Origin of the sequence: Algoriphagus halophilus (genome assembly GCF_900129785.1) — a bacterium.
Classification (GTDB): domain Bacteria; phylum Bacteroidota; class Bacteroidia; order Cytophagales; family Cyclobacteriaceae; genus Algoriphagus; species Algoriphagus halophilus.
In genome coordinates, this window is sequence record NZ_FSRC01000002.1 from 664,165 (window position 1) to 689,494 (window position 25,330).

Annotated in this window: 20 protein-coding genes; 18 read left to right on the forward strand and 2 right to left on the reverse strand. The window is 39.5% G+C overall.

The features are described from left to right. The first annotated feature begins 94 nt into the window (after nucleotides 1-94). The 5 genes from BUR11_RS14745 (at nucleotide 95) to BUR11_RS14765 (ending at nucleotide 5,529) form a co-directional block, all read left to right on the forward strand. Entirely contained in the window at nucleotides 95-427 is a 333-nt protein-coding gene (locus BUR11_RS14745; RefSeq protein ID WP_074225748.1) for a DUF3291 domain-containing protein, read from the forward strand. Between the two features lie 175 nt (nucleotides 428-602). After that, complete coding sequence (locus tag BUR11_RS14750) at nucleotides 603-1,646, forward strand: adenylate/guanylate cyclase domain-containing protein (protein ID WP_074225749.1); 1,044 nt, start codon at nucleotides 603-605, stop codon at nucleotides 1,644-1,646. A gap of 385 nt (nucleotides 1,647-2,031) precedes the next feature. Next, complete coding sequence (locus BUR11_RS14755; protein WP_159439232.1) at nucleotides 2,032-2,679, forward strand: energy transducer TonB; 648 nt, start codon at nucleotides 2,032-2,034, stop codon at nucleotides 2,677-2,679. Between the two features lie 201 nt (nucleotides 2,680-2,880). Then, the gene (locus tag BUR11_RS14760) at nucleotides 2,881-3,342 is read left to right on the forward strand and encodes a (2Fe-2S)-binding protein (RefSeq protein ID WP_074225751.1); all 462 of its coding nucleotides are present in this window, start codon (nucleotides 2,881-2,883) and stop codon (nucleotides 3,340-3,342) included. 3 nt (nucleotides 3,343-3,345) lie between these two features. Then, nucleotides 3,346-5,529: a xanthine dehydrogenase family protein molybdopterin-binding subunit gene (locus tag BUR11_RS14765; protein WP_074225752.1), complete on the forward strand. Its 2,184-nt coding sequence runs from the start codon at nucleotides 3,346-3,348 to the stop codon at nucleotides 5,527-5,529. A gap of 50 nt (nucleotides 5,530-5,579) precedes the next feature. Here the strand turns inward: BUR11_RS14765 and BUR11_RS14770 are convergent, their stop codons facing one another. Next, nucleotides 5,580-6,290 (reverse strand): twin-arginine translocation signal domain-containing protein, encoded by a 711-nt coding sequence (locus BUR11_RS14770; protein ID WP_074225753.1) that lies wholly within the window; start codon nucleotides 6,288-6,290, stop codon nucleotides 5,580-5,582. A gap of 288 nt (nucleotides 6,291-6,578) precedes the next feature. Then, on the reverse strand, nucleotides 6,579-7,472 hold the full coding sequence (locus BUR11_RS14775; RefSeq protein ID WP_074225754.1) for a LysR family transcriptional regulator: 894 nt from the start codon (nucleotides 7,470-7,472) through the stop codon (nucleotides 6,579-6,581). 90 nt (nucleotides 7,473-7,562) lie between these two features. Here BUR11_RS14775 and BUR11_RS14780 point away from each other — a divergent pair, with 90 nt between their 5' ends. From BUR11_RS14780 to BUR11_RS14840, 13 genes are all read left to right on the forward strand, one after another. Then, complete coding sequence (locus BUR11_RS14780; protein ID WP_074225755.1) at nucleotides 7,563-7,868, forward strand: hypothetical protein; 306 nt, start codon at nucleotides 7,563-7,565, stop codon at nucleotides 7,866-7,868. Between the two features lie 14 nt (nucleotides 7,869-7,882). Further along, complete coding sequence (locus tag BUR11_RS14785) at nucleotides 7,883-9,547, forward strand: proton-conducting transporter transmembrane domain-containing protein (RefSeq protein WP_074225756.1); 1,665 nt, start codon at nucleotides 7,883-7,885, stop codon at nucleotides 9,545-9,547. Between the two features lie 39 nt (nucleotides 9,548-9,586). Beyond that, on the forward strand, nucleotides 9,587-12,097 hold the full coding sequence (locus tag BUR11_RS14790) for a YbcC family protein (protein ID WP_074225757.1): 2,511 nt from the start codon (nucleotides 9,587-9,589) through the stop codon (nucleotides 12,095-12,097). 270 nt (nucleotides 12,098-12,367) lie between these two features. Then, entirely contained in the window at nucleotides 12,368-13,363 is a 996-nt protein-coding gene (locus BUR11_RS14795; protein WP_074225758.1) for an SAM-dependent methyltransferase, read from the forward strand. Nucleotides 13,364-13,537: 174 nt separating this feature from the next. Then, a complete protein-coding gene (locus BUR11_RS14800) occupies nucleotides 13,538-14,353 on the forward strand; it encodes an alpha/beta hydrolase (protein ID WP_074225759.1) in 816 nt (271 codons plus the stop codon). 105 nt (nucleotides 14,354-14,458) lie between these two features. Beyond that, on the forward strand, nucleotides 14,459-15,553 hold the full coding sequence (locus tag BUR11_RS14805; protein ID WP_074225760.1) for a nickel-binding protein: 1,095 nt from the start codon (nucleotides 14,459-14,461) through the stop codon (nucleotides 15,551-15,553). A 93-nt stretch (nucleotides 15,554-15,646) separates the two neighbouring features. Continuing rightward, nucleotides 15,647-16,042: a group I truncated hemoglobin gene (locus BUR11_RS14810; protein ID WP_074225761.1), complete on the forward strand. Its 396-nt coding sequence runs from the start codon at nucleotides 15,647-15,649 to the stop codon at nucleotides 16,040-16,042. Nucleotides 16,043-16,159: 117 nt separating this feature from the next. Next, nucleotides 16,160-17,524: a D-arabinono-1,4-lactone oxidase gene (locus tag BUR11_RS14815; protein WP_074225762.1), complete on the forward strand. Its 1,365-nt coding sequence runs from the start codon at nucleotides 16,160-16,162 to the stop codon at nucleotides 17,522-17,524. A 142-nt stretch (nucleotides 17,525-17,666) separates the two neighbouring features. Further along, complete coding sequence (locus BUR11_RS14820) at nucleotides 17,667-19,241, forward strand: amidohydrolase family protein (RefSeq protein ID WP_074226148.1); 1,575 nt, start codon at nucleotides 17,667-17,669, stop codon at nucleotides 19,239-19,241. A gap of 229 nt (nucleotides 19,242-19,470) precedes the next feature. Continuing rightward, on the forward strand, nucleotides 19,471-21,330 hold the full coding sequence (locus BUR11_RS14825; RefSeq protein WP_074225763.1) for a sulfatase family protein: 1,860 nt from the start codon (nucleotides 19,471-19,473) through the stop codon (nucleotides 21,328-21,330). Nucleotides 21,331-21,369: 39 nt separating this feature from the next. Then, a complete protein-coding gene (locus tag BUR11_RS14830; RefSeq protein ID WP_074225764.1) occupies nucleotides 21,370-21,906 on the forward strand; it encodes a dihydrofolate reductase family protein in 537 nt (178 codons plus the stop codon). 170 nt (nucleotides 21,907-22,076) lie between these two features. Next, nucleotides 22,077-22,997, forward strand: coding sequence for an alpha/beta hydrolase (locus BUR11_RS14835; protein WP_074225765.1), 921 nt, complete (start codon nucleotides 22,077-22,079; stop codon nucleotides 22,995-22,997). A 293-nt stretch (nucleotides 22,998-23,290) separates the two neighbouring features. Continuing rightward, nucleotides 23,291-25,267, forward strand: a complete 1,977-nt coding sequence (locus BUR11_RS14840) for a pyrroloquinoline quinone-dependent dehydrogenase (RefSeq protein WP_074226149.1) — start codon at nucleotides 23,291-23,293, stop codon at nucleotides 25,265-25,267. The last annotated feature ends 63 nt before the right edge of the window (nucleotides 25,268-25,330 follow it).

The following is a 25,330-nucleotide window of genomic DNA, read 5'->3' on the forward strand; positions in this document are numbered from 1 at the left end:
CAACTTATATCACAGGAAATAGAAGCTTGCATGAATAAAGCGACTAGCATTAAGCTTCTCAATACCGTATATTCGGTAGCTATTTATTTAAACCATGAAAGCTACCATTACTTCCATTGAATTAAGAGGTCCACTTCAATTTTTTGCTTTATCCTCCGAAGCATTTAGCATCATCCGGCAATTGAAAAATACAGACTGCAAAAGCTTTAAGAAAAAAGGATATTGGACCAAACATTATACCATGACCCTATGGAATAATGAGGAGGAGTTAAAATCCTTTGCGAGAAGTGGACCTCATCTTCAAGCCATGAAAACCAGCAGTAGAATTGCAAAAGAAATCCGAACAATCACCATTGATGCCGAAACACTCCCTTCATGGAAAGAGGCAATGGAATTATTAAAACAGGCAAATACCATCCAATATTAAAGCCCAATTCTCAACTTTCCTTCTAATCTCCTGCCTTGGTAAAGCGATATCCATGACTTGCCAATCAGCTAATTTTCAGTAATTTGAAGACCAGGCTAACCAATTTTTATTTAATTATTAAAATTTTCCTATCAATCTCTTGAAGTAGACTGAAGTTTTTAAATAATCCTACTACATGAATTTCCAGAACAAACGCAGATTTCAAATCCTGAAGCAATACATCATTGGTTGGACGTTGGGGTTTATATTATTAAGTATTGTTCGTGGAGAAGGCACCACAGAGCTAGGTTCAGTAAAGATGGATTTATGGGAAGCTATTTCCGCCTCCTTATTCATGGGACCTATTTTTGGCAGTATTTCAGCCATTGGTCAGATCATAACAGAGGAGATTGGATACCGACAGATCACATTACTAAAACTGACATTACTACGTATTTTATTTGATATTATATTTTTAACATCCATTGTAATAATTGCTTATTTCATTTTCGGCAGTAACATTAGTCTTCTTCAATTTGCCTTTGAACCAGGTAGTTTCGCGATTTACTTTTATATCCTCAGTGTAGATATTTTTATGTACGCCGTGCGGCTCATAAATCTTTTTCTTGGAGGCAGTAACTTTTGGGATCTTTTTCGTGGAAAATTCTATACACCTCGGGAAGAAGAGCGAATATTTATGTTTCTTGACCTTCAATCTTCCACTAGTCATGCAGAAAAATTAGGCCATGTTAACTATAGCCAGATGATTCAAGATTGCTTTATTGACCTAGGTGTTGTGCTGGAAAATGATGCAGAAATCTATCAATATGTAGGGGATGAAGCCATTTTGACCTGGAAACTTCGTGATGGGATAAGAGAACAAAACTGTTTGAATGCCTACTATAATTTCAAAAAGCAATTGATAAAAAGGAAAGACTACTACCAAAAAAATTATGATTGCCTACCTAATTTTAAAGCCGGTATGAACGCTGGTATCGTCACGGTGGCTGAGGTAGGCAAATACAAAAAAGAAATAGCTTACCATGGAGATACGATCAATACTGCTGCAAGGATCCAAGGAAAATGCAACGAGTTCAACCAGGAATTTTTGATTTCAGAAGGATTAAAAAATGAATGGAAGGATTCTGATTTTGATTTTTCAGCCCTGGGCAGCATCGAACTTAAAGGAAAGGAAAGCCAAACTCGACTTTACGCCGTTCATCTGCCAAATAGCAAGTAACACCCTTAGTAAGATTTGGAATTCAAAACCCTTCGACTGCCTTCTCAATTTTTTTCAACATCCAGAAGCCCCAGTTTATATAATAGTTTCCCTTATTCTTAAATAGAATTCAACTTACCCTAATAAATATATAATTGTTAATTAATTTATTTTATACGATACATAAATAGATGTATTTAATATAAAATTTATTATATAACTATATTTTTTAAATATTATGGAACGATTTACCTATTATATTTGTAGTAATAGTAAGAGTGAAAATAAAAATCACTTGAATTATATATTATTTTACATTGAAAGAAAGAATAAGGAGTAAGAAATGAAATTTACATATAGTAAGAAAAATAAAAATTATACTAACATACTAATAATTATAGGAACATTGTTATTAAGTCTTTTTGTACTACCTGCAAATGCGCAGGTAGAGGGAGCATTAACGATGGAAGAAATGGAGCACATGCAGGATCAAGACATGGAATTCATGAAGCAACTCCATAAGATCACAAAAAATTACCCAGCCTTCTCCTATGAATACACGATGAATGATGGAGAAATATCTGATGTCATCGTTACAGGAGTTGACTCAGACATGGATAGAAAAAGATTGGAGGTAATCTTATTTGATCTCCAAAGCAACAGAAACATGCTGAAAAATAAAGCCAACAGAGTCGGTGTATTTTACTCTGTTGACGATCCCGCGGATTTTAAAGGGGATTTGACCAGAACTGTAGTAAATAATCTGAAATACCCTGAAGATGCAAAAGATTGGGGAGTGGAAGGTACCATATTTGTTAAATTTGTAGTAGATGAAGATGGAGAAATTCCATTTGCCACCACTTCCAGCAACATTGAAACCTCTGTAGATATTTATTTAGAAGATCTTCAAAATCAGGCTGTGGAGGCCGTAGAAGCTACTTCTGGAGAATGGGAACCAGCTACAGTAGAAGGAGTTCAAGTATCTTCTCTAGAAGTGTTACCTATCACTTTTGATTTCCAGAAAAACCCAACATTACCTGCAGTCATGAAATAATATCATGATCCCTAATTATGAAAAGTAATTGGTTATTACCTGATTGCTTGAAGAGACCAGATGAAAATTTCATCTGGTTTTTTTATTATATGAGTGCAAAGAAATTTTGGACTAGAAAGATTTTATTGTCTTTAAATTACAGATACCACCCATTGACAAATGGCTTAATTTCAGTAATTTGAAGGATAACCATTTTACATTATGCCATCTTATAAACTATCGGTCAATGATCAAAATCATACCGTGGAAGTAGACAAAGGCACCTCATTATTATGGGTGTTGAGAGAACATTTGGGTTTGACGGGAACTAAATATGGATGTGGAATAGCCCAATGCGGTGCTTGTACCATTCATGTAGACAATACCCCAATGAAAGCTTGTGTACTTTCTGTGGAAGACTTTTCCAATGGAGAAAAAATCAAAACCATCGAAGGATTATCCGAAAAGGGAGATCATCCTCTCCAAAAAGCTTGGGTGGAGGTTCAGGCCCCCCAATGTGGCTATTGTCATTCTGGACAGATCATGCAGGCTGCAGCACTCTTAGAAAACACTTCCAGCCCTTCAACAGAGGAAATCAAAGTACATATGAATGGTAATATTTGCCGATGTGGAACCTACCTGAGGATAATCAAAGCCATCCAATTAGCCGCCCAAAGCCAATAAGCCATGTCCTATAAATCATCTAAAACTGGAAATTTGAATCGAAGAGAATTCCTGAAATCATCGAGTGGAATTGCCTTATTTATCGGAGCATCGGGCATTTTTCCCGCTTTGGTTTCCTGTACAGATACCAAAAAAATCCAAGAGCAATTTGAAAAACATGCCATTACTGCATGGGTAAAGATTTCAGAAGATGGACAGATTTTAATCTATAATCCAGCTTCGGAAATGGGGCAGGGATCTATGACCTCTTTACCCTTGATATTTGCAGAAGAAATGGATGCAGATTGGTCCAAGGTACATGTAGAATTCTCTCCACAAGAAAGTGATATTTACGGCTCTCCAGGTTGGGCTCCGGGCAGTAAATTAATGTTTACAGTAGGCAGTAGAACTACCAATAGCTATTTCAATGTGATGCGAAAGGCAGGGGCACAAGCTCGAACAATTTTACTTTTCACTGCTGCTCAGCATTGGAAAGTACCGGTAGAAGAGCTTAGCGCTAGCAATAGCATAATCACCCATAAAAGCTCCGGAAAAAAGATAAGTTATGCAGAATTGATCCCGTACCTAACTGAGATGGAAACGCTACCAGATGTGTCTGAAGTAGCATTGAAAGATGCAGCCAATTTTCAGTTAATCGGAACAGATATTCCCAGAACTGAGATCCCATCCAAAGTTGATGGCACTGCCCAATTTGCGATTGATGTTCGCCTCCCAAATATGCTTTATGGAGTACTGGAAAGAGGAAATCTTCATGGAGCCAAACCAACCTTACTTAATGAGTCTGAAATTATGGGATTGGAAGGGATAGTCAAAATCGTACCTTTCGATTATGCCATAGGAATCATTGCCACGAAGCTAGAACAAGCCTTAAAGGCAAAAAACCAGCTCAAAATCGATTGGAGTACCTCGAATGCTTCAGGCTTCAATTCAGAAGAAATTTACAGAGAATACGAAAAGATCGCCAACCAAAATCAATCAGGGGAAGTCATCACCAATGAAGGGGATATAAACCAAGCGTTTCGGAATGCTTCCAAAGTTTATCAAGCCGATTTTAAAAACGATTATGTCTATCATGCCCAACTAGAACCCTTAAATGCGGTCATTCAGGTTACCGAAGATCTTCAGAAAGCCGAAGTTTGGGTGGGCAGTCAACAAGGGACAGATACTAAACTTGGGGTTCCTGGAGTGTTGGGAATTCCTCCTGAAAATGTCAACGTTCATCTACAATATCTGGGAGGCGGCTTTGGCAGAAGAAGCCTCAATGATTTTGTGGAAGAATGTGCAGTATTGGCCAAGGAAGTAGCTCCAAAACCAGTGAAATTGATCTGGACACGTGAAGATGACTTGCGTTATGGAACATACCGGCCCATGTCCCTTCAACGAATCAAAGCAAGTGTAGACTTTTCGGGAACTATCCAGGCCTTTTCTCACACGGTAGTGGGAGACGGTGGAAATCTGGTGGCCAGTGGCATCCGAAATGATCACTATGCCATACCCAATCAATTCGCAGATTGGAGATCCACTTCCCATGGGATTCGATTAAAACATTGGCGCTCAGTAGGACATGGCCCAAATAAATTCGCCATAGAATCCATGTTGGACCAAATCGCTTATGATCAACAAATGGATCCTGTGGCTCTACGAAGGAAGTTGATGGTCAACTCTCCTAGGGCTTTGGCTACCTTGGAGAAAGCCGTAGAAATTTCTAACTGGGAAGAACCATCTCCTGAGGGTTATGCAAAAGGGATTTCATTCGTGGAACATGGCTCTTTGGGAACCGGAGTTTGTGAGATTTCTCTGAATAAGGAAACCGGTGAAATCAAAGTACATCGAGTCTGGATCGCACTAGACGCAGGAACCATCATACAGCCTGATAATGTCAAAGCGCAAATGGAAGGTGGGATTATTATGGGGATTAGCAGTGCCTTGAAGGAGCGAATTTCTGTAGTAAATGGTCAGGTTCAGCAACGCAATTTCAATGATTATTCTTTGTTGAGAATGCAAGATGCCCCTGAGAGTATTGAAACGGTATTGATTCCGTCCGGAGAAACTCCTCAAGGAGTCGGAGAAACAGCTACACCGATGGTAGCCGGGGCCATTGCCAATGCTTTTTTACATCTCACAGGCAAACATTTAAGGCATATGCCTTTTACCCCAGAACGGGTCTTAGAGGCTTTGAATTCATAAAAAATATAAAACACCTTCTGACGAATTTTTACTTCAGAAGGTGTTTTGTTTTAACCTAAGCTTGAATCGATATAGGCAATTTTATTCTCTGCCAATCGACCTAAAGCCCAAACTCCTGAAGGGGCAGGTAGAATCCCAGGAAGAGTTCCTGATACAAAATCCTGATAAACCTCCTCTTGTTTCAAGCCCATCTTCTGGGCCACAAACATGGCATTTACTTTTCTAGCCATATCACAAACACAGAAAACTGCACCCTGATCCTGCAATCCTTTGATCCCAGCAAGACCCGGAAGTGGAAAAACCCCATCCTCTGGGATATAGTAAGGATTTTTTACTGCAGGTTGCTTGGTAACTGGGTCATTATACCCAAAAAATTCTCCCAGCTTATACTTGGAAATCGTCTCATTGTTCAAGGCGAATATCATCCCGTGATGACGAAGTACATTAAAAACACCAAGCTGTTCGCCTGGGGTACCAGTCTCTGCATTAGTCATATAATACACATTGGACCAAATGAATCCCCATGGAATAGCTTGAGAGATATCGTAGGAAACTGGATGCTTCTTCTTCCCTATTTTTTTGATCTCCTCATCCAGTTCCGCTCCACCAGCCCCCATATTGCTCATGGCAAATCCGGATGAAGCATCTTTGTTGATTTTAGCTTGAAGGCTGTTAGGAAGTAAACTAAGACCAGAGGCAACCGCCCCTGTGGCAACTAAGCCAATGAAATTTCTTCTTGATTGTTTGATATCCTCTTTCATAATAAAATGTGGTTTATGATTTAAATTGATTAAAAAGCAGAATTGAGGATGGGGACTTCTGATACTTAAAACAATCCGCTTCCTTGCCCTATACCATTTCAGGAAGCTAGTTTTCCATTACCTCTTCAATTGTGAGGAATAATGATGAGTCAAAGTTGCGAAGAGCAAAAAAAGGATACTACACCCAAAAAGGTGATTTTAAAAAATCACACAATAGTGTGAGATGGTTCTAGGATTGATAGCTCCAAATAATGATAGAAACAAAAAATATAAATGACATTCTGAGAGTTAATGACTTAAATACCAACTGAAGCTTTGTTCCAGGATATGTTGCTTTTCAGAACGAATAAATTCTAGAAATGCCTGACTAATGGGGGAAAGTTTTTTGCCTTTGAGCCAAATCAAACGCCATTCTGTTTTGATGGGTAAATCCACAGATTCAAGTATAAATAATTCTTTATTGACTAATTCATTATGAATCCCAATCATGGGCATGATGGAATAACCCAGTCCTGCAATCACTGCTTGTTTTACTGCTTCATTGGAAGTCAACTCCATCCTTTTTCTCTGCTTTCCTTGGTGCTCCTCAAAATATTTTTCCATGGCCAATCGGGTAGCAGACCCTTCTTCTCTATAAATCAAGGGCTTTTTCTCATCTCTAAAATCTTGATTTCCAATAAGATAAAGTTTATTTTCTATCAATAGCTCTTCTTCAATAGGTAGCTTTTCAGGAACAACCGACACCAAGGCAAAATCGGTTTCATTGTTCTTTAGGCTCTCTATCACACGGCTTTTATTGGTCACATCCAAAACCAAATCAATGCCGGTATGCAATTCCATAAATCCTGATAGAAAGTATGGAATGACATACTTCCCGGTTGAAGCAGAAGAAATGCTTAGTCGCCCAGTCAAAATCCCTTGATAAGCTTGGGTTTTATAGGTGATATTATCCAACTCTTGTATCACCCGCTCTGCTACCTGGGCGATTTCCCTCCCAAAATCTGTAATGTACAACTGGCGACCAATGACCTCAGTCAAAGGGATTTCAAATTGATCCTGAAGATTTTTCAACTGGATAGAGACTGCTGGTTGCGTCATGAAAAGCTCCTCAGAGGCCTTAGTAATACTCCTTGTCTGTACTACTTTTAAAAAGATCTGTAACTGATGTATCGTGTAATTCATAAATATTGTTTATGCATATTATAATAAATATAAATAAAAATTTATAAATAAGATTTCCAAAATTTGTATCGAAAACTAAAGACAAGAAGTATGATACAAACAGAATTAACGGAAAAAAAACCAGTTGAACTCCTAGAGTATGACTTGATCAAAGGAGATTTTTCTCCGGAGGATGCCTCTGAAATGATTTATCATATGATCTCCAAGAAGATAAATTTCCACGAACACAGGAATTTTAGCAGCGAAATCAGGTTTGGAGAAGTGGATCAGCATTCAGTCGAACGTATCCAGCAATTAAAAGCCTGCTTATCCTCGTTTAATGCAGTAATCAATGAAGCAAAAGAGCAGGGTAGAAACCTGAGAATTTCCTCCACGATTTCTGTAGAACTTATTTAAGCAATCAATTAGCTATGCTTCAAAACCTACTTACATCTCTCACCTTAGTTTCTCCTGTTGTCTTTATTTTGACAGCAATAGTTTCTTGGTTCCAACCGGGAATTCGACCATTTTTTCTTAAAAAATTGGCAACGGCTGCTTCGATCATAAGTATTTCCATCGCCGCTTTAAGCGGTTTTTTTGTAGCCAAATACTCCTTATTGGAATCTCCATTTTATGGAATAGCAGATTTGGGATTCAGTATTAGATTGGATTCACTGAGTGTAATTATGCTGAATATGATTGCCTTATTAGGATTTATTGTGATCAGATTTAGCTTGAATTACTTAGATGGTGATTCCCGACATGGAACATTCATCGGAAGACTGGCAGCAGCCATTGCTTCTGTTCAGCTCTTGGTCCTTTCCGGAAACCTAGGAATACTATTTATTGCTTGGGTACTCACTAGCATGTCTCTTCATAGATTACTGGTATTTTACAAGGAAAGACCTGGTGCTATCATTGCTGCCCGCAAAAAATTCATTGTGGCACGTCTTGGAGATGTCAGCCTTTTGGCATCAGTAATTCTACTGTATTCAAAATTTGGGACTGGAAATTTGGAAGTACTTTTCCAAACAATAAAAACCAATCTGGCTACTGGAATCTCCATGCCAGGAATCGAGCTGGTTGCAGTACTACTAGCATTGGCAGCTATCTTGAAATCTGCTCAATTCCCTACCCACGGTTGGTTGATAGAAGTGATGGAAACCCCTACTCCTGTATCTGCACTTTTGCATGCAGGGCTACTTAATGCAGGGCCATTTCTGATTATTAGAATGGCTTTTGTAATGGATGCAAGTACTTACGCATCGGGAATCCTAATCGGAATTGGAGGGTTTACCGCGCTTTTTGCATCGGTAGTTTTCCTTACTCAAACATCTGTCAAAACAGCTTTGGGATATTCAAGTGTGGCACACATGGGATTTAGCCTGATGACTTGTGGTTTGGGAGTATATCCTGCCGCGATGCTTCACTTGGTTTCACATTCCTTTTATAAAGCCCATTCCTTCCTATCCTCAGGAAGTGTAATCGAGGTAATCAGAGCTTCAAATGTTATTAATTCCAAACGAATTGGTAGTCCAATAAGAATATTGATGGGTGCCCTTTTGGCTTTGGGCTTATATTCAGGGTTCGCCATGCTTTGGGGCATAGACCCAGAAAAAGAGCTATCCTTACTCGCCATTGGAGGAATCATCATCTTGGGGCTGACTCGACTCTTTACATCCGCATTAGATTCTAATGGAGGAAAGAAGCTGATCCTAAAAGCCATTGCATTATCAATCCTGGTCACCTTATCCTTCTTCACCCTTGAATCAGGTGCACACTTCCTGCTTTCATCTCAGGTTCCAGAATTGACTCAGCCCAATTTGTTTGAAAGCATCTTATTAGGCATCATGTTGATGGCCTTTGGAATTACAGTGTTCATTCAAATCATTACCCCTACCCTATCCTCCAATCCTACCTACTTGGCACTGGCGGTTCATATTAGAAATGGGTTATATATCAATACCATATTTGACAGAATGGTGAGATCGCTGTATACGCACAAACCTCTTCAGCATCCGGTTTTGATTTCAAGAACAGTTAAACAAAAATCCCGACAAGAGGAAACTTTGGAAAAAACTCTTGCAGAAGCTTAATCCAAGTTTAGAATTATTCAACCCGCTAAATGTCATCAAATGAGCCATCTCAAAACCTCTACCATGAATACACTTGAAAATCTGGATCAGGATTTTAAAATCCTGATGAAATCCATGAAAACAGCAGGAAAGAAAATCGCACCTGTCTGGCCGTTGGAGAATTTTGTAGCTGTAAACCCCTACCTCGGATTTACTGAAAAGAGATTTGAGCAGGTAGCACATGAATTGGCTACAGCGGGAGACATTCAAATGACCCTTCCTAGCTCTTTCTACCTCAAAAAAATCGAGGAAGGAAGTTTGAAAAAGGAGGACATTCTTCAGGTTTTGAAGCAAAGAAAAAGCAAACTAGGATATAAGGAGTTTATTCAATCAGTAGAAAAAAACAAGGATTCCGATGAATCCATGATTTATGTCTCTACAGTGGCAGACTTAGCTACGCAAGTCACCCAAAAGGACTGGAACCGTTTTGTCACCTCCAGAATATCTCAATGGGCAGCCTCCTATTTCGACAAGGGACAGGCGATCTGGATTGCGGCAGATCAAAAGGAAAGTATTTTCAAAGCTTGGAAAACGGAAGCCCAATTTGATAAAACTCCTGAGCTGAGTGGTTTAAAGGATTTTAGAAAAATCATCCAATCTTTTCCTGACCATCCGATCCAAGCTGCTCAAAAAGCAATTGAATTACTTGGAATACCAGTTGATCAAACCTCATTTTACTTTCATAGACTACTCCTGAAACAAGGAGGATGGGCAGCTCATGTAGCTAGATTAGATTGGGATAATCAATTAGCAGCAGGAAAAGATGGGATGATGGAGGAATTTCTTGCTGTACTGATTTGCTGGGAAGCTGGTCTGTTGAAAAGCCTTCAAGGTTTTGAAATCATGACTTTGTGGGAAGATCTAAAAGATCAATGGATCGGAAGTGAAGCAGACTTGGAAGTCAACAAGCAACTCACCGAAAATCTGATTCTTCAAGAAGCATTTGATTTGGCTACTCAACGTAAGCTGATAGAGAAATTTAAAAATATTAAAGGCGAAAATAAAACAAAGAAAGAGCAGCCTAAGGCTCAGGCAGTATTTTGCATCGATGTAAGATCCGAAGTCTTCCGAAGAAACTTGGAATTAGTGGATCAGTCGATCGAAACCCTGGGATTTGCCGGATTTTTCGGATTCCCGATCAACTACATACCCCTAGGACATCAAAGTGGAGAGGCACAATGTCCGGTTTTACTGAAAACAGGACCTACAATTGAGGAGCAGCTTCCTGATCCTGAAACCCATGAGAAAGCAGTCAAAGAACGTATTTTGTCCCATCAACTTGGAAATGTTTGGAAATCATTCAAATCGGGAGCGGTCACCTGCTTCAGCTTTGTGAGTCCCATGGGTATCTCTTATCTACCTAAGATCTTCACAGATTCCTTCCGGTGGACAAGACCGGTTCCCCATCCAGATAAACAAGGAATTTCTTCCAGCATTTTAAAGGGTAAAACCGTCCAATTGGAACCACATTACCATGAAACAGACACGGCAGGGATTCCACTTGATCAACAAATTCAAATGGCCAAAAATGCCTTAAAAGCCATGTCGCTAACGGATGATTTTGGAAAATTTGTCCTAATAGTCGGACATGGTTCTAGTACCGTAAATAACCCTCATGCCACAGGATATGATTGTGGGGCCTGTGGAGGACATACAGGCGAGGCCAATGCCAAAGTAGCAGCAGCCGTGTTAAACAACCGGGAAGTAAGAACCGGCTTACTCCAAGAAAATATCTTCATCCCTGTTCAGACCATCTTCCTGGCCTGTTTACATGATACTACTACTGACGAGGTGACCATTTTCAATGAACAGCAGGTACCCTCCCACAGATCACAAGAATTGGAAGAACTGAAAAATTCCCTAAAAAATGCCGGGAAAGCTTCCAGAACAGAGCGAGCACTTCGAATGTCAAGTCAAAAGAATTCAAGTGTAGAAAAGATGATTTTTGCCAAAAGCAAGGATTGGTCAGAAACCCGACCCGAATGGGGATTGGCTGGCTGCTCCACATTTGTGGTTGCCAACCGGGAGAAAACAAGAAATCTGGACCTAGAAGGAAAATCTTTCCTACATTCTTATGATTGGAAAAAAGATCAAGGCTTCTCCATCCTCGAGTTGATTATGACTGCTCCTATGGTTGTGACGAGTTGGATCAACCTCCAATATTATGGATCAACTGTGGACAACAAGCACCATGGATCTGGGAACAAAACCTTACACAATGTCACATCTGGACTGGGAGTTATAGAAGGATTCTCCGGAGATTTAAGAGTAGGGCTTCCTTTTCAAGCTGTTCATGATGGAGAGAATTATCAACATGAGCCCAATCGATTACAGGTGATTATTCATGCGCCTCTTGAGGCTATCAATGGGGTCTTAGAAAAGCACCCCTCTGTAAAAAATCTATGCGATAATGAATGGATATTTCTAATGGCCATGGATGAGGAAGGCCACATTTCCGATAGGTACAAAGGGAACCTGAAATGGGAAAGCTTAACCCAACATGTAGCCTAAACTTCTTATGAGGCTGTCTCAAAAGCCGAGTATTTTGTCAATCAGAGCACTGGAGCGACGAAAGTCAGGTATCTCGAAGGTTTAATGCAGCGAATTAAATTAGATTTCGATCCCGTACATTTACCGGGGGCTCAATGTGATAAAAAGTATTTATGAGACAGCTTCATTGTTTTTTCTCCCTTATCCTCGGGTTTATTAGAGTGCTCTAAGTTTTTGGTTTATCTTGAGTATTTTCAATTAACTTTTCACAAAGATGAACCATCCTTATAGATGCCAGATCACCCAGCTATTACATTAATCCAACAATTCAGCTCTTCATTACAAAACAGTGAGATAGAGTCACTTCAGGCCGAACGATTAATTAATGATATCCACAGTCATTTTTCCAAGCTGACTGATATTTCTGGCTTTGACTTGAAAGTTGAATATTTAGCCGCCGTCCCAACTTCAAAAGGAAAAGCGCTTGGTCTTAATCATGCTGCTCAATGCCTATTGGATTACCGTCGAACGGTGAAATTTGTCAAGGCTATTTTACAAGCCATCAAAGAAAGGCAAGCGCTACACCCAGAAGAAGCAATTCAGGTCTTTTATGCTGGATGCGGCCCATATGCCCCCTTTTTAACCTTAATAGCTCCACTTTTTTCTTCTGATGAGATTCAATTCACTCTCCTAGAGATCAATGAAAATTCCCTCAACTCAGCCAATAAATTAATCCAATCTTTAGGTTTATCAGACTTTTTAAAGACGGCTTTTCTCGAAGATGCAGTAACTGTTCAAGTTCCTGATCCAGGCCACTACCATATTCTAATCAGTGAAACATTGGATGCCTTGTTATACCGGGAATGTTATGTTCCAATTTTGAATAATTTACTGCCTCAATTTGATTCAGAGGTGATCTTGATTCCGGAAAATGTGACCATTCACCTCAGCTCACGAAAAAACTCCGACACACAAGACCCCGAAGAGGAAGAAATCAGCACCATTTTAAATGTTCGGGAAACCCTATCTACCTTATCAAAAGAACAACTTTCCAGCGCTTTTTTACCTGATGTCGTCATCCCTATTTCTACAATAGAAATTCAGCCCAATCACCGATTTATCCTTGATACTATTGTCCACATCTATAAGAACATTGCTCTTTTCAGAAATGAATCCTCGCTTACTTTACCCATTGAACTACCTATAGAATGTGCGGCTAATGCTCAATCATTGATTTTCAATTACTATTTGGAGCCTGAAGTTGAATTGAAATATAGGGTTCAATGATATTCACTCTACTTATTTATAGCTCCTGCTCAGGCTAATTTTATACAATAAATATTAGTATATTCAGTAACTAATTTTGTGTTTACCCATCATCCAACAATTACTGAATTCCCTTTGCTAAAAGGCAAGCGTATTTTCTCTTTGTAAGTCGATGTTGCTCAACCGAAAGAAATTATGAAAAGATTTGTAGCTATAGGAGGTTTGGTTGCTTTATCGATCATTGCTGCCTATTTCATAATTCAACAAATCAAAACAGAGGCAATTGTAGCTTTAATCGTTACTGTTCCAGAAAAACCCAGCCCACTGGATTCTTTACCTATCCAAAAGATAAAAATCCCCATTAAAAAAAGAATTCTTGCTGCGAACTACTACCAAAAGGATGAAAATGCTCCTGCAATTTTCATTTGTACCGGCAATGGGGAAGCTTTATATGAATGGCTGGAAGTTCAACAATATCTCTATGAGCAAGGATTTTCCTCATTTGTATTTAGCTATTCCGGGTTTGGAAATAGTACAGGAAAGACAACCTCAACCAGTTTATTTGAAGATGCATTAGCCGCATACCAACAGTTTATTTTACTTACTCCAAATGCCAGTAAGCGCTTTGCAATGTCTCATTCTCTTGGAGGAACTCCCCTTTTGGGCATTGCAAGTCAACTTGATCCTGCGCCCGAAAAGCTTGTGGTGCATGCTGCTTTTTCTTCCATTGTAGAACTCCTAATAGATTTAAAAATTGCTACAAGTAATTCCAAATTACTCTGGCCCAATCTATGGAATAATGCAGAGTTTGTAGAAGAAATCGAGCTCCCTATTTTATTCGTCCACAGTAAAAATGACCATACTATCCCTTATAAACATAGTCAACAGCTCCTAGAACATACCGGTGAGAATGGATCTCTCTTGCTTCTTGAAAAGTATGGACACAATGCCATTTATCAGAACGTATCCGACAGTTTGTATAGACCAATTTTAGAATTCATACGAAAATAATTAAAGCCTCCTCAGGCTATAAGTTAATATTCTTTCTCTTTCATAGTAGCCTAAGTCCTGCTTTTATACCACGATTCAATTTTGTAACACTTAAGAAAAAAAACGATGCCCATTTACATGGACCGACACGATATTTCAGCAGATGTTACTGCAGAAAACGTGGCTGATTTGCATAAAGAAGACCTTAAGATTCAAGCCAAGTTCAATTGCAAGGGTTTAACCTACTGGTTTGACGAATCCAAAAAAATAGCTTTTTGTCTGATTGAGGCCCCCAATAAAGATGCAATTCACAAGATGCATCAACATGCCCATGGAGAAGTTCCCAATCAAATCATAGAAGTGGACCCTCATTTAGTTGAATCCTTTTTAGGTAGGATCAAAGACCCTTTTCAATCTTCTCCCAATACACAAGAATTAATCAATGAATCCGCACAAAGGGTGATTATGTGTCTTCGGTTTGAACCGCTACAACTAAGAGATCTAACTGTATTGAAATGGAAGAGTATTCTTCAAAGCTTCTTGAATGTCCTTAAAGAAAAGCTAAACAAATACGAAGGGAGCATAGGAAATAAAGTTGGGTCTCAATTTTTATTGTCATTTAAAGACCTTCAAGATGCGATTAGCTATGGCCAAGAGCTAGTAAAGCATTTAAAAATTGGAAAGCCTCTACTCAATATAAAAATCGGACTATCTACCGGCATGCCTCTCAGCGATGGCAATGATCTTTTTGAGCATGTAATATCAAAGTCAATCGCATTGAGTTATTTTAAAACAAATGGGATCATTCTTTCGGATTCCTATTTGATAAACCAAAAAGGCCTACAAAAAAATATGCCTATCAATTTATCTAAAGAGGATTTAAAAATACTATATCATCTTTTAGAGTTTGTAAAAAAGGAATGGCAAAACCCACAAGTGAAGGTCGAAGATTTTGGTCATACATTGGGATTGAGCAAAACTTTGATGTACCGAAACATGATCCGACTCACTGGAAAATCCCCGAATAACTTTTTACGCAAATACAGGCTGGATCAAGCATTGGATCAATTAACCATGCAGGAAAAATCACTCACCGAAATCGCCTTTGAATCAGGATTTAACAGCGGAACTTATTTTTCAAAATGCTTCCGAAAACAGTTTGGGACTCTTCCTTCCTCTTATTTAAAAACATTCAGTGATCCTGAACCAAATGTGCAGTAAAAATAACTAATTGTGCACGTTGAGGGAAGATGATCGCGGTACTTTTGAGAACTGCCAATCTTTATTTTTCAATTCTTAAACCAATAGATAACCATGTCAAACTCAACTCAACAAATAGACGTTTCCCTCTTCGATAGATTGGGAAAAACTGATGGAATCACGAGGATTGTTGAAGATGTGATTCAAGCTCATATGGAGAATCCCAAAATCCAGGCAATTTTTATTCCTTACAAGGATACTCCTGAAAAGCTAGAGGTGATCCTCCAACATACCGTAGATTTTTTTAGTGAAGGAAGTGGTGGACCAGTAGTTTACAAAGGAAGAGATATGGTGACTACCCATAAGGGGATGAACATTACTCCGGAGGAATATGCATGCGTAGTAGATGATATCATGGGGGTATTGGGAAAGCATCAAATAGATGAGGCTTCCCAAAATGAGGTGATCAAAATTCTTGAGTCCCTAAAAGGGATGATCATTGGGCAATAAATCTATCCTGATTTTCATTGATACTTAAAAAAAGTAAACTGAAACGGCTCTTATAAATCCAATTTTTCCGTTCCTCTTTTCCATTCAAAATTCTTTATCTTACTGAAAATAAGGAATATGAAAAGGAAAGAATTTATCAAAACATCATCAGTACTTTTTGCTGGGAGTCTACTTTCCCCCTACTTAGCATGTACTCCCCAAAATACAACGAAAGAAGACCTTCAAGAAATCATTAGGAAAAACTGGGCTGGAAATTATACCTACCAAGCAAAAAACCTATATGAGCCCAACTCGGTAGAAGAACTACAAAATCTAATCAAGTCTTTAAACAAGCAAAAAGCTTTAGGTTCCAGACATTGTTTTAATAATATTGCCGATAGCCCGGAAAATCAAATCTCCACCAGAAACTTAAATCAAATTGTCTCACTGGATGAAGGAAATAAGACCCTCACCGTAGAGGCAGGCGCTCGATATGGGGATTTTTCTGAAGAACTCTATCAAAAAGGATACGCCCTACATAATCTAGCCTCTTTGCCCCATATTACTGTGGCCGGTGCATGTGCCACGGCAACGCATGGCTCTGGTGTAAATAATGGAAATTTAGCGACCTCGGTAGTAGCAGTAGAATTAATCAAGCCAACAGGTGAACTGGTTAAAATTAATCGAGAACACCCAGACTTTCCTGCTGTGGTAGTAGGCTTAGGAGCTTTTGGTATTATCAGTAAAGTTACATTAGCAATTCAGGATGCCTTTGACGTGAGACAAGATGTTTTCCAGGATTTACCACTCTCATCTGTGGAAAATAACTTTGATGAAATCATGTCCAGTGGTTATAGTGTCAGCTTGTTTACAGACTGGATGGATAATAAGGTTAGCGAAGTTTGGGTAAAAAGAAGAATGGACAACAATCCACAAGAGTTGGGAGATGATTTTTATGGAGCAAAAGCAGCTACTAAAAACCTGCATCCCATCGTAGAACTATCTGCGGAAGCTTGTTCAGAGCAAATGGGAGTTCCCGGTCCTTGGTACGATAGACTTCCTCATTTTAAAATGGGATTCACCCCAAGTGCTGGAGAGGAATTGCAATCTGAATATTTTATTCCCAGAGAACACGCAGTAGCGGCAATCATGGCAGTAGAAAAACTGAAAGAGGAAATTAACCCTCACTTAATGATTACTGAAATTAGAACCATCGCTGCAGACAACTTTTGGATGAGCCCATGCTATCAACAAGATTCAATCGCCATTCACTTTACCTGGAAGCCAAAAACCAAGGAAGTAATGGAAACCTTACCAAAAATTGAAGAGGTACTGGCTCCATTCGGAGTTAAACCTCACTGGGGCAAATTATTCACGATTTCTCCTGCCCTCCTTCATGTTTTGTATGAGAAATTTCCTGAATTCCTAGCCTTGGCCAATAGCTATGATCCTGATGGAAAGTTTCGAAATAGTTATCTGGATTTGAATATTTATAAAATGTAGCGGGCAACTCATTCAATTTAAAGTTTTGCTGTTTATTAACTGGTACTGATTGTATTTTGTCAGGAATTCGACTGATTCCCTCAAAACTTTGGTAATCAAGTACTTTTTAGCGTTTTTATTAAAGCAATCAACCACCAAGCATATGAAACATCTACTAACTTTTTGTCTTGGGCTCATACTCCTAAGTTCCAGTGTGTATTCCCAAGTTCAACTCAACCCTGCTCCAGATCGAAGAGCTGATGAAGGAGAAGGCCCCTTTGAACGGTTAATCATTAGAGGTGCCATCGTCATTGATGGTTCAGGGGCTCCTCCAGCAGGACCAGCCGACATCGTTATTGAAGGAAATAAAATTGTGGAAATCCGACAGGTGGGAGTTCCAAATGTCCCAATAGACGATGCTTCCAGACCTCAAGGGGCCACCAAGGAAATCGATGCTCATGGATCCTACATTATGCCTGGATTCATCAATCTTCATGCTCACATCGGGGGAGCTGAAAAGTCACCCAATTCAGAATATCCCTATAAGTTGTATTTGGCACATGGAGTTACCACGATTAGAGGAGTCCCTGCTGCCAATGTAGCTTGGACTCAAAGCGAGAAAAAACGCTCCGCAGCAAATGAAATTGTGGCTCCCAGAATCGTTGCATTTCATACCTTGGGACAAGGAGAAAACTGGAAGGGAGGACCTGTTTATACTCCTGAAAAAGCCAAAGAATGGGTCTCTTGGGCTGCCAGCCAAGGAGTAGAGGGAATCAAGTTCTTTAACCATGATCCAGATGTGCTTCAAGCAGCCATCGACGCTGCCCATGAAAATGGAATGGGAACGGTCGCTCATATCGCTCAGCCAATGGTCGCTCAGACCAATGCCTTGGATGCAGCAAGAATGGGCCTTGACAACATGACCCACTATTACGGTTTATTTGAAGCATTGTATAAAGATGAAGACATACAGCATTGGCCTGCTGAATTCAACTATAATGACGAGCAGCATCGCTTTAGTCAAGTAGCTTACCAATGGGACAAAATTCATCCAAGAGGAAGTGAAAAATGGAATGCTTTGATCCAGGAATTTTTGGAGCATGATTTCATTATAGATCCCACGATGACTGCCTATTTAGCCGGAAGAGATCTTATGCGAGAGCGAAATGCTGAATGGCATCAGGAATACACCTTGCCTTCTCTTTGGGATTTCTATACACCAAACCGTGAAAACCATGGATCCTATTTTTACAATTGGACTTCTTGGGATGAAACTGCCTGGCGAAATTTCTACAGAGTATGGATGTCATTCTTGAACGACTATAAAAATGCGGGAGGTAGGGTTACTGTCAGTGACGATGCCTCCTTTATCTACAATCTTTGGGGCTTTGGTTTGATAGAAGAAATGGAATTACTTCAAGAGGCAGGTTTCCATCCATTGGAAGTCATCAGAGGGGCAACCCTTCACGCAGCCCAAGCCATCTTTGAACCCAAAGGAAAGCCAATTGAATTTGGGGTTATTCGTCCTGGTCTATTGGCAGATTTGGTGATTGTGGATGAAAACCCAATAGAAAATCTCAAGGTACTTTATGGAACTGGCTTCTTGAAGCTCAATGATGAGACTGGGGAAATGGAACGAGTGGGTGGAGTAAAATACACCATCAAAGATGGAATAGTTTACGATGCAGTTCAACTTCGAGAGGATATTAAAGAAATGGTCCGAAATCAAAAGAAATAAGAACTTCCTGTTTAAAAACATCTCCCAGAGTGGTTTCCTCTCTGGGGGTTTTTACCCTTTTTTGATTTTGTCTTTCACTGATATGTTTCTTCAAAATCAATATTTTTATCATGACTTAAGGATCACTTTTCATGGTTCGAATCGATTCATTTAGAATGTCTTCCTAGTCAACAAAACAGAATCTACCATATGACAAATTGATTCCCGTCAACCTTCCAAAAAACTTAAGATGTCTCTTCGAGTCCTATTACTGAGCAGTCTTCTAATTATCAATTGCTACAGCTTACTTGCACAAAATAATCCAACACCTCCTCCAAACATTGTATGGATTACCTCTGAGGATAATTCCATGCATTATTTAAAGCTCTTCAATGAAAATGGCGTAGCAACTCCAAATATTGAAAGCTTGGCAGATCATGGATTGCTATTTACTCACGCATTTTCAAATGCTCCCGTTTGTAGCGTAGCCAGATCCACCATCATTTCAGGAAGTTATGCTCCAAGAATCGGCTCTCAATTTCATAGAAAAAGCAAGACTGTTCCACTGCCGGATTCCCTTCGAATGTTTCCCTTTTACTTAAGAAGAGCAGGCTATCACACGAGTAACAACAACAAAAAGGACTATAATATCATCGAGGGAGAAGAGGTTTGGGATGAGTCTTCACGAGAGGCAAGTTGGAAATCTAGAAAACCTGATCAACCCTTTTTTCATGTTTTTAATATTGGAGTTAGCCATGAATCAAGTCTGCACTTTTCTGAAGAAAAGATGAAGACTACTCCCACTAAAACCGATCTAAGTTCATTTTCAATCCAGCCCAACCATCCGGATACGGAATTATTCCGCTACACCAATTCCTATTATCGGGATAAGATCATAGAAATGGACCAAAGAGTAGGTGAAGTAATCCGAGAACTTGAAAATGACGGCTTATTGGAAAATACCTTCATTTTTTATTTTGGAGATCATGGAGGTGTACTTCCCGGAAGTAAGGGCTACCTCTACGAAACTGGATTGCACGTTCCCATGGTGGTTCATGTGCCTGAGAAGTATAAAAACCTCGCCCAGATTGGAGAACAAGGCAAGGTGAATGGGTTTGTGAGCTTCATTGATCTAGGGCCTACAGTACTTCAATTGGCAGGTATAAAAACTCCTGATGGAATGGATGGAATGCCCTTTTTAGGAGCCGATGTTACCAAAGAAATGATCGCTTCTAGAAATACCAGCTTTAGCTATGCAGATCGATTCGATGAAAAGTACGATATGGTAAGAGCGATAAGAAAAGGGAAATACAAATACATCAGAAATTATCAATCTTTCAATTTTGATGGGATGATGAATAATTACCGTTACATCCAATTAGCCTATCAAGAATGGGAAGAACTATATAAAAAAGGAGCCTTAAATGAGGTACAGGCTGCATTCTTCAAACCAAAGGAAGTAGAAATGCTATTTGATGTAGAATCAGACCCCTACGAAACGGTCAATCTTATTTCAGATCCAACCTACAGAAAAATAGTCGAGGACCTACGAATGGAACTGAATAACTGGCTCCAAGAAATGCCTGACCTCTCTTTCTACCCTGAGCATGTACTAATAGATCAGGCATTTTCAAATCCGACAGATTTTGGAATAGCACATCAAAAAGATATTCAACGATATATAGAAATAGCCAACTGGAGCATTTTGCCTTTTGAAAAAGTTGAAAACTTTTTAAAGACAAGTCTGATGTCAAAGGATCCCTGGGAACGGTATTGGGGGTTAATTACTTCCAGTAATTTTGGTCCAGAGGCAAAAAATCTAAGCCCTCTCATTTCCGAAATCTCAAAAGAAGATGAGGAATTAATCAACAGAGTAAGAGCAGCCGAATTTTTAGCTATTTCCAACCAAACTGACCCAAGTCAAGTGATGGTAGAAAGTTTGTACCAAAGCAAAAAACCAATGGAAGCTTTGCTCATTTTAAACTCGATTGTTCTCCTGAATTCTTTTGAATATGGCTATGAAATCATATTGGATACTAGCAAAATTACATCTGCCGTCATCCAAGACAGTGAAGTGAAAAGAAGGCTAGCGTATTTAAAAGGAGATTGAATCCTTTGCTGAAATTTTTGTAACCTAACTTAGTGAAACATGGGAAAGATCATCTATTATGTCGCAAGCTCTCTGGACGGATTTATTTCTGGTCCCAATGAAGATATTAGCATGTTTGGTTCTGGAGGAAAAGGAATAAAAAAATACTTCGAGGATTTAAAAGATTTTAAGACAGTGATCATGGGAAGAAAAACCTATGAATTTGGATACAAATACGGTCTTGTCCCAGGTCAGGCAGCCTATCAACACATGCAGCATCATATATTTTCAGATTCGCTCACCTTTGAAACCAAAGCAGAATCGGTCCATGTGGAACCTAGAAAAATCTCTCGGGTTCAAGAAATTAAAGCATCTGCTTCCTCAGATATTTATTTATGTGGTGGTGGAGTATTTGCAGGATGGCTATTGGATCACCAACTGATCGACCAATTAAAAATAAAGCTTAACCCAATTATTCTAGGTGCTGGAACCCGCCTTTTTGGTCCTTCCAAGACAAATGTAAAGTTGGATTTAATCCAGGATGAAACCTTCGACGATGGTCTAAAAATTATAACCTATTCTATTAGTAAAGATTAAATCAACATCCCTTTCTGGTTGATGGGATTAGAGCCTATATCTAAAGTTACCATCGTTAAATGAGGTACTAATTATTTGATAAGAATAGGATAGAAAGATTTTTAATTTGACGGAAAGCATATATTTTTAAAAACCTAACTATCAATTAGTTCTATTAACCCAATAAACCTATGAAATTTACAAAAATTGCCACTTTTGTTGGCTTGCTGTGCATTACTGCATCCGCTTTTGCCCAAGATGGAACCATTTACCCTTTAGAAACCCCCTCTGAACCGAATGCCATTTTACTTAATACCGGTGGGGTAGATGATCAACCTGCCTCCGAAACTTGGTTTCGACAATGGGGAGATCCAATGGCTAGAAATATTACCACTGCAACCTTAACTCCATTTCTTCCAGAGCCAGGAACTGGCAATGGAGCAGCTGTGATCGTAGCTCCAGGAGGTGGATTTAGATGGCTTTCTATGGGAAATGAAGGATGGGAAGTAGCTGAGGCCCTTGCGAAACAGGGAATCGCCGCCTTCGTCCTCAAATACCGCTTACATCCTACTCCTGAATCATTGGATGATTTTAGCGACTGGATGAATCGTCCTCGACCTACTACTCCTGCGGCATCTTCAGATGCAGCCCCTCGCCCTGCACCTATGGATCTTACCAACCAACTTGAAGATGCGGAAGCTGCCTATGCAATGATCCTCGATCGTGCTGAGGAGTGGGGAGTCGACACTAATAGAATTGGAATGATTGGATTTTCTGCTGGAGCTGGACTCACCATGCATTCTACTTTAAACTCCAACACTATGAAGTTGGCATTTATAGGTCCAATTTATGGTGGGATGGGGCCTGTAGAAGTTCCAAAAGATGCTCCCCCAATGTTTAATGTCATTGCTTCTGATGACTTTTTATTTAGAGGTCAATTTGGGTTAATCGACTCTTGGTACAAAGCTGGAATCCCTGTTGAGTTTCATTTGTATCAAAATGGAGGTCATGGTTTCGGATTAGGCAATCCAAATCGAACTAGTAACCGTTGGTTCGATGCTTTTATTCATTGGCTAGATGTCAATCAATTTCTTATTGCCAAGACAGAATAGCGCCATTCGATCACTACCTATTTCTAAAAATCCCCATAAAAATATGGGGATTTTTTGTTAACTAATTCCTAAGGATTAATGTGCTTTTTCTTATAAAATTGTATTTATCTTATAATTTTTTTGTATTTTGATGCAGAATAATTGTATTTAAAAGACAAGCCTTTGCTTTCTATCTCAAGAGAAATGAATGGTCTAAGTTTTTTGGAATTCAATTTTTCTTGTCTAGTTCTTCCTTTTTAAAGCTAGTACATGTAGACATCATTTGCTTAAATTTTTACCTAACCAATAAAGAAATGAAATCTTTTTATTCATTTTTAGTGGGGTCAGTACTTGGGATTTTTCTATTTGCATGTTCCAGCCCGAATAGTAATAGTACCCTTCCTATTACCCAAAGTGTAAATTGGTCCTCATATGCCTCAGACAAATTCAATTCTAAGTATTCCCCGTTGGATCAAATCAACAAAGACAATGTTGAAAACCTAACCATAAAATGGACATGGGATTCCCCGGATAATGCCTTGGTTAATCAGTTCAATTTCCCAGTTTCTATCTACCAAGCGACCCCTATTGCCATTGATGGAATATTGTACGTAAGTTCTTCTTCGGCAATTGTATCAGCAATTCATGGTGTTACTGGAGAAACGATTTGGACCTATGACCCTGAGACCTATAAGTCCAATGCTCCAGCCCATGGTGCTTTTATCCATCGAGGGGTTTCCTATTGGGATGATGGCATGGAGGGAAGAATCATTTTTGGTACTCCTGATGCCCGTTTGATTGCCTTGAATGCAAAGGATGGGAGTTTGGTCGAATCATTTGGAAACGGGGGGATTGTGGACCTTTCCAAAGGACTGGGTAGAGAATTTGACCCATCTCATTACGGAGTATCGACTCCTCCTATTATCGCTAATGATATCATTGTAATTGGCGCATCCATCACAGACAATAACCCTCAAAGCATGCGACCTCCGGGAGACATTCGAGGATTTGATGTGAAAACCGGAAAACAGCTTTGGGTATTTCATACTATTCCGCAGGAAGGGGAATTTGGAAATGAAACTTGGGAAAATGAATCCTGGAAATTCACTGGAAACACCAATGTATGGACTAGAATGAGCGCCGATGAGGAGTTAGGCTATGTATATCTTCCCATCAGCACCCCAACCAACGACTGGTATGGAGGAAATCGATTAGGAGACAACCTCTTTGCCGAAAGCTTAGTCTGTCTAAATATCAAGACCGGTGAACGAATTTGGCATTTCCAAATGGTTCACCATGGTGTATGGGATTATGATCTCCCTGCTGCTCCCAACTTATTGGATATTACCAAAGATGGTAAAACTGTTAAAGCAGTCGCTCAGGTTAGTAAGCAAGGATTTACTTATGTTTTTGACAGGGTAACCGGCGAACCCATTTGGCCAATTGAGGAGCGGCCTGTACCCCAATCTACTGTCCCAGGAGAAAGAACTTCTCCCACTCAACCTTTTCCAACCAAACCAGCCCCATTTGACAGACAAGGAGTCACAAAAGAAGATATTATTGACTTTACACCGAAAATTTTCGAGGACGCCTGGTCCAGTTTAGAGGGGGTGGACTTAGGTGAACTTTTTACTCCTCCTACTGAGAATGGGTTAATGTATCTTCCCGGAGCACTTGGCGGCGCCAACTGGCACGGCGCTGCGGTAGATCCTGAAACTGGAATTTTATATGTCCCGTCCATGACCTTCCCGGTATTTTTTAGAATCATCAAATCTGATCCATCTAAAACAGACGCTAATTACGAATGGGAAAATTTCGGATTCCCCGGCCCAAATGGATTGCCCTTCTTAAAACCTCCATATGGCAGGATCACCGCAATAGATATGAAAGAGGGTAACCATATTTGGCAATCTCCCATGGGGGAAGGACCAAGAAATCATCCCCTTTTAAAAGATTTGAACTTGCCTAGGCTAGGATGGAATTTACGTGGCTCTCCAGTATTGACGAAAACACTTTTATTTATTGGCCAAGAAGGTAAGTACTGGGAGTACGTTCCAGCACTGGTGGGAGGAGCTAAGTTAACTGAAGTACAAACCCAGGAAATCATCAAGTTTGATCCAAAAATGCAGGTTTTCGATAAGGAAAATGGGGAATTGATATTTGAACTTGAACTCCCTCTCAATGTCACAGGTGCGCCAATGACCTATATGGCCAATGGAAAACAGTACATTGCCTTTGCAGTGGGAGGATCAATAGGCCCAGCGAAAATTATTGCCTTAGGTTTAAAATAGAAGTGGACAAAACCATTTCCCCTATCATTTGATGGATCAACTCAGCTACTTTGAAAAACCCTT

What these genes read in the sequence shown, in the direction of transcription:
- BUR11_RS14770 (WP_074225753.1), bottom strand. Translation starts at nt 6,290, where the DNA reads ATGAAAGAGGATATCAAACAATCAAGAAGAAATTTCATTGGCTTAGTT.
- BUR11_RS14825 (WP_074225763.1), top strand. Translation starts at nt 19,471, where the DNA reads ATGTCTCTTCGAGTCCTATTACTGAGCAGTCTTCTAATTATCAATTGC.
- BUR11_RS14840 (WP_074226149.1), top strand. Translation starts at nt 23,291, where the DNA reads ATGAAATCTTTTTATTCATTTTTAGTGGGGTCAGTACTTGGGATTTTT.
- BUR11_RS14795 (WP_074225758.1), top strand. Translation starts at nt 12,368, where the DNA reads ATGCCAGATCACCCAGCTATTACATTAATCCAACAATTCAGCTCTTCA.
- BUR11_RS14805 (WP_074225760.1), top strand. Translation starts at nt 14,459, where the DNA reads ATGCCCATTTACATGGACCGACACGATATTTCAGCAGATGTTACTGCA.
- BUR11_RS14815 (WP_074225762.1), top strand. Translation starts at nt 16,160, where the DNA reads ATGAAAAGGAAAGAATTTATCAAAACATCATCAGTACTTTTTGCTGGG.
- BUR11_RS14800 (WP_074225759.1), top strand. Translation starts at nt 13,538, where the DNA reads ATGAAAAGATTTGTAGCTATAGGAGGTTTGGTTGCTTTATCGATCATT.
- BUR11_RS14775 (WP_074225754.1), bottom strand. Translation starts at nt 7,472, where the DNA reads ATGAATTACACGATACATCAGTTACAGATCTTTTTAAAAGTAGTACAG.
- BUR11_RS14765 (WP_074225752.1), top strand. Translation starts at nt 3,346, where the DNA reads ATGTCCTATAAATCATCTAAAACTGGAAATTTGAATCGAAGAGAATTC.
- BUR11_RS14760 (WP_074225751.1), top strand. Translation starts at nt 2,881, where the DNA reads ATGCCATCTTATAAACTATCGGTCAATGATCAAAATCATACCGTGGAA.
- BUR11_RS14785 (WP_074225756.1), top strand. Translation starts at nt 7,883, where the DNA reads ATGCTTCAAAACCTACTTACATCTCTCACCTTAGTTTCTCCTGTTGTC.
- BUR11_RS14790 (WP_074225757.1), top strand. Translation starts at nt 9,587, where the DNA reads ATGAGCCATCTCAAAACCTCTACCATGAATACACTTGAAAATCTGGAT.
- BUR11_RS14780 (WP_074225755.1), top strand. Translation starts at nt 7,563, where the DNA reads ATGATACAAACAGAATTAACGGAAAAAAAACCAGTTGAACTCCTAGAG.
- BUR11_RS14830 (WP_074225764.1), top strand. Translation starts at nt 21,370, where the DNA reads ATGGGAAAGATCATCTATTATGTCGCAAGCTCTCTGGACGGATTTATT.
- BUR11_RS14810 (WP_074225761.1), top strand. Translation starts at nt 15,647, where the DNA reads ATGTCAAACTCAACTCAACAAATAGACGTTTCCCTCTTCGATAGATTG.
- BUR11_RS14835 (WP_074225765.1), top strand. Translation starts at nt 22,077, where the DNA reads ATGAAATTTACAAAAATTGCCACTTTTGTTGGCTTGCTGTGCATTACT.
- BUR11_RS14820 (WP_074226148.1), top strand. Translation starts at nt 17,667, where the DNA reads ATGAAACATCTACTAACTTTTTGTCTTGGGCTCATACTCCTAAGTTCC.
- BUR11_RS14745 (WP_074225748.1), top strand. Translation starts at nt 95, where the DNA reads ATGAAAGCTACCATTACTTCCATTGAATTAAGAGGTCCACTTCAATTT.
- BUR11_RS14750 (WP_074225749.1), top strand. Translation starts at nt 603, where the DNA reads ATGAATTTCCAGAACAAACGCAGATTTCAAATCCTGAAGCAATACATC.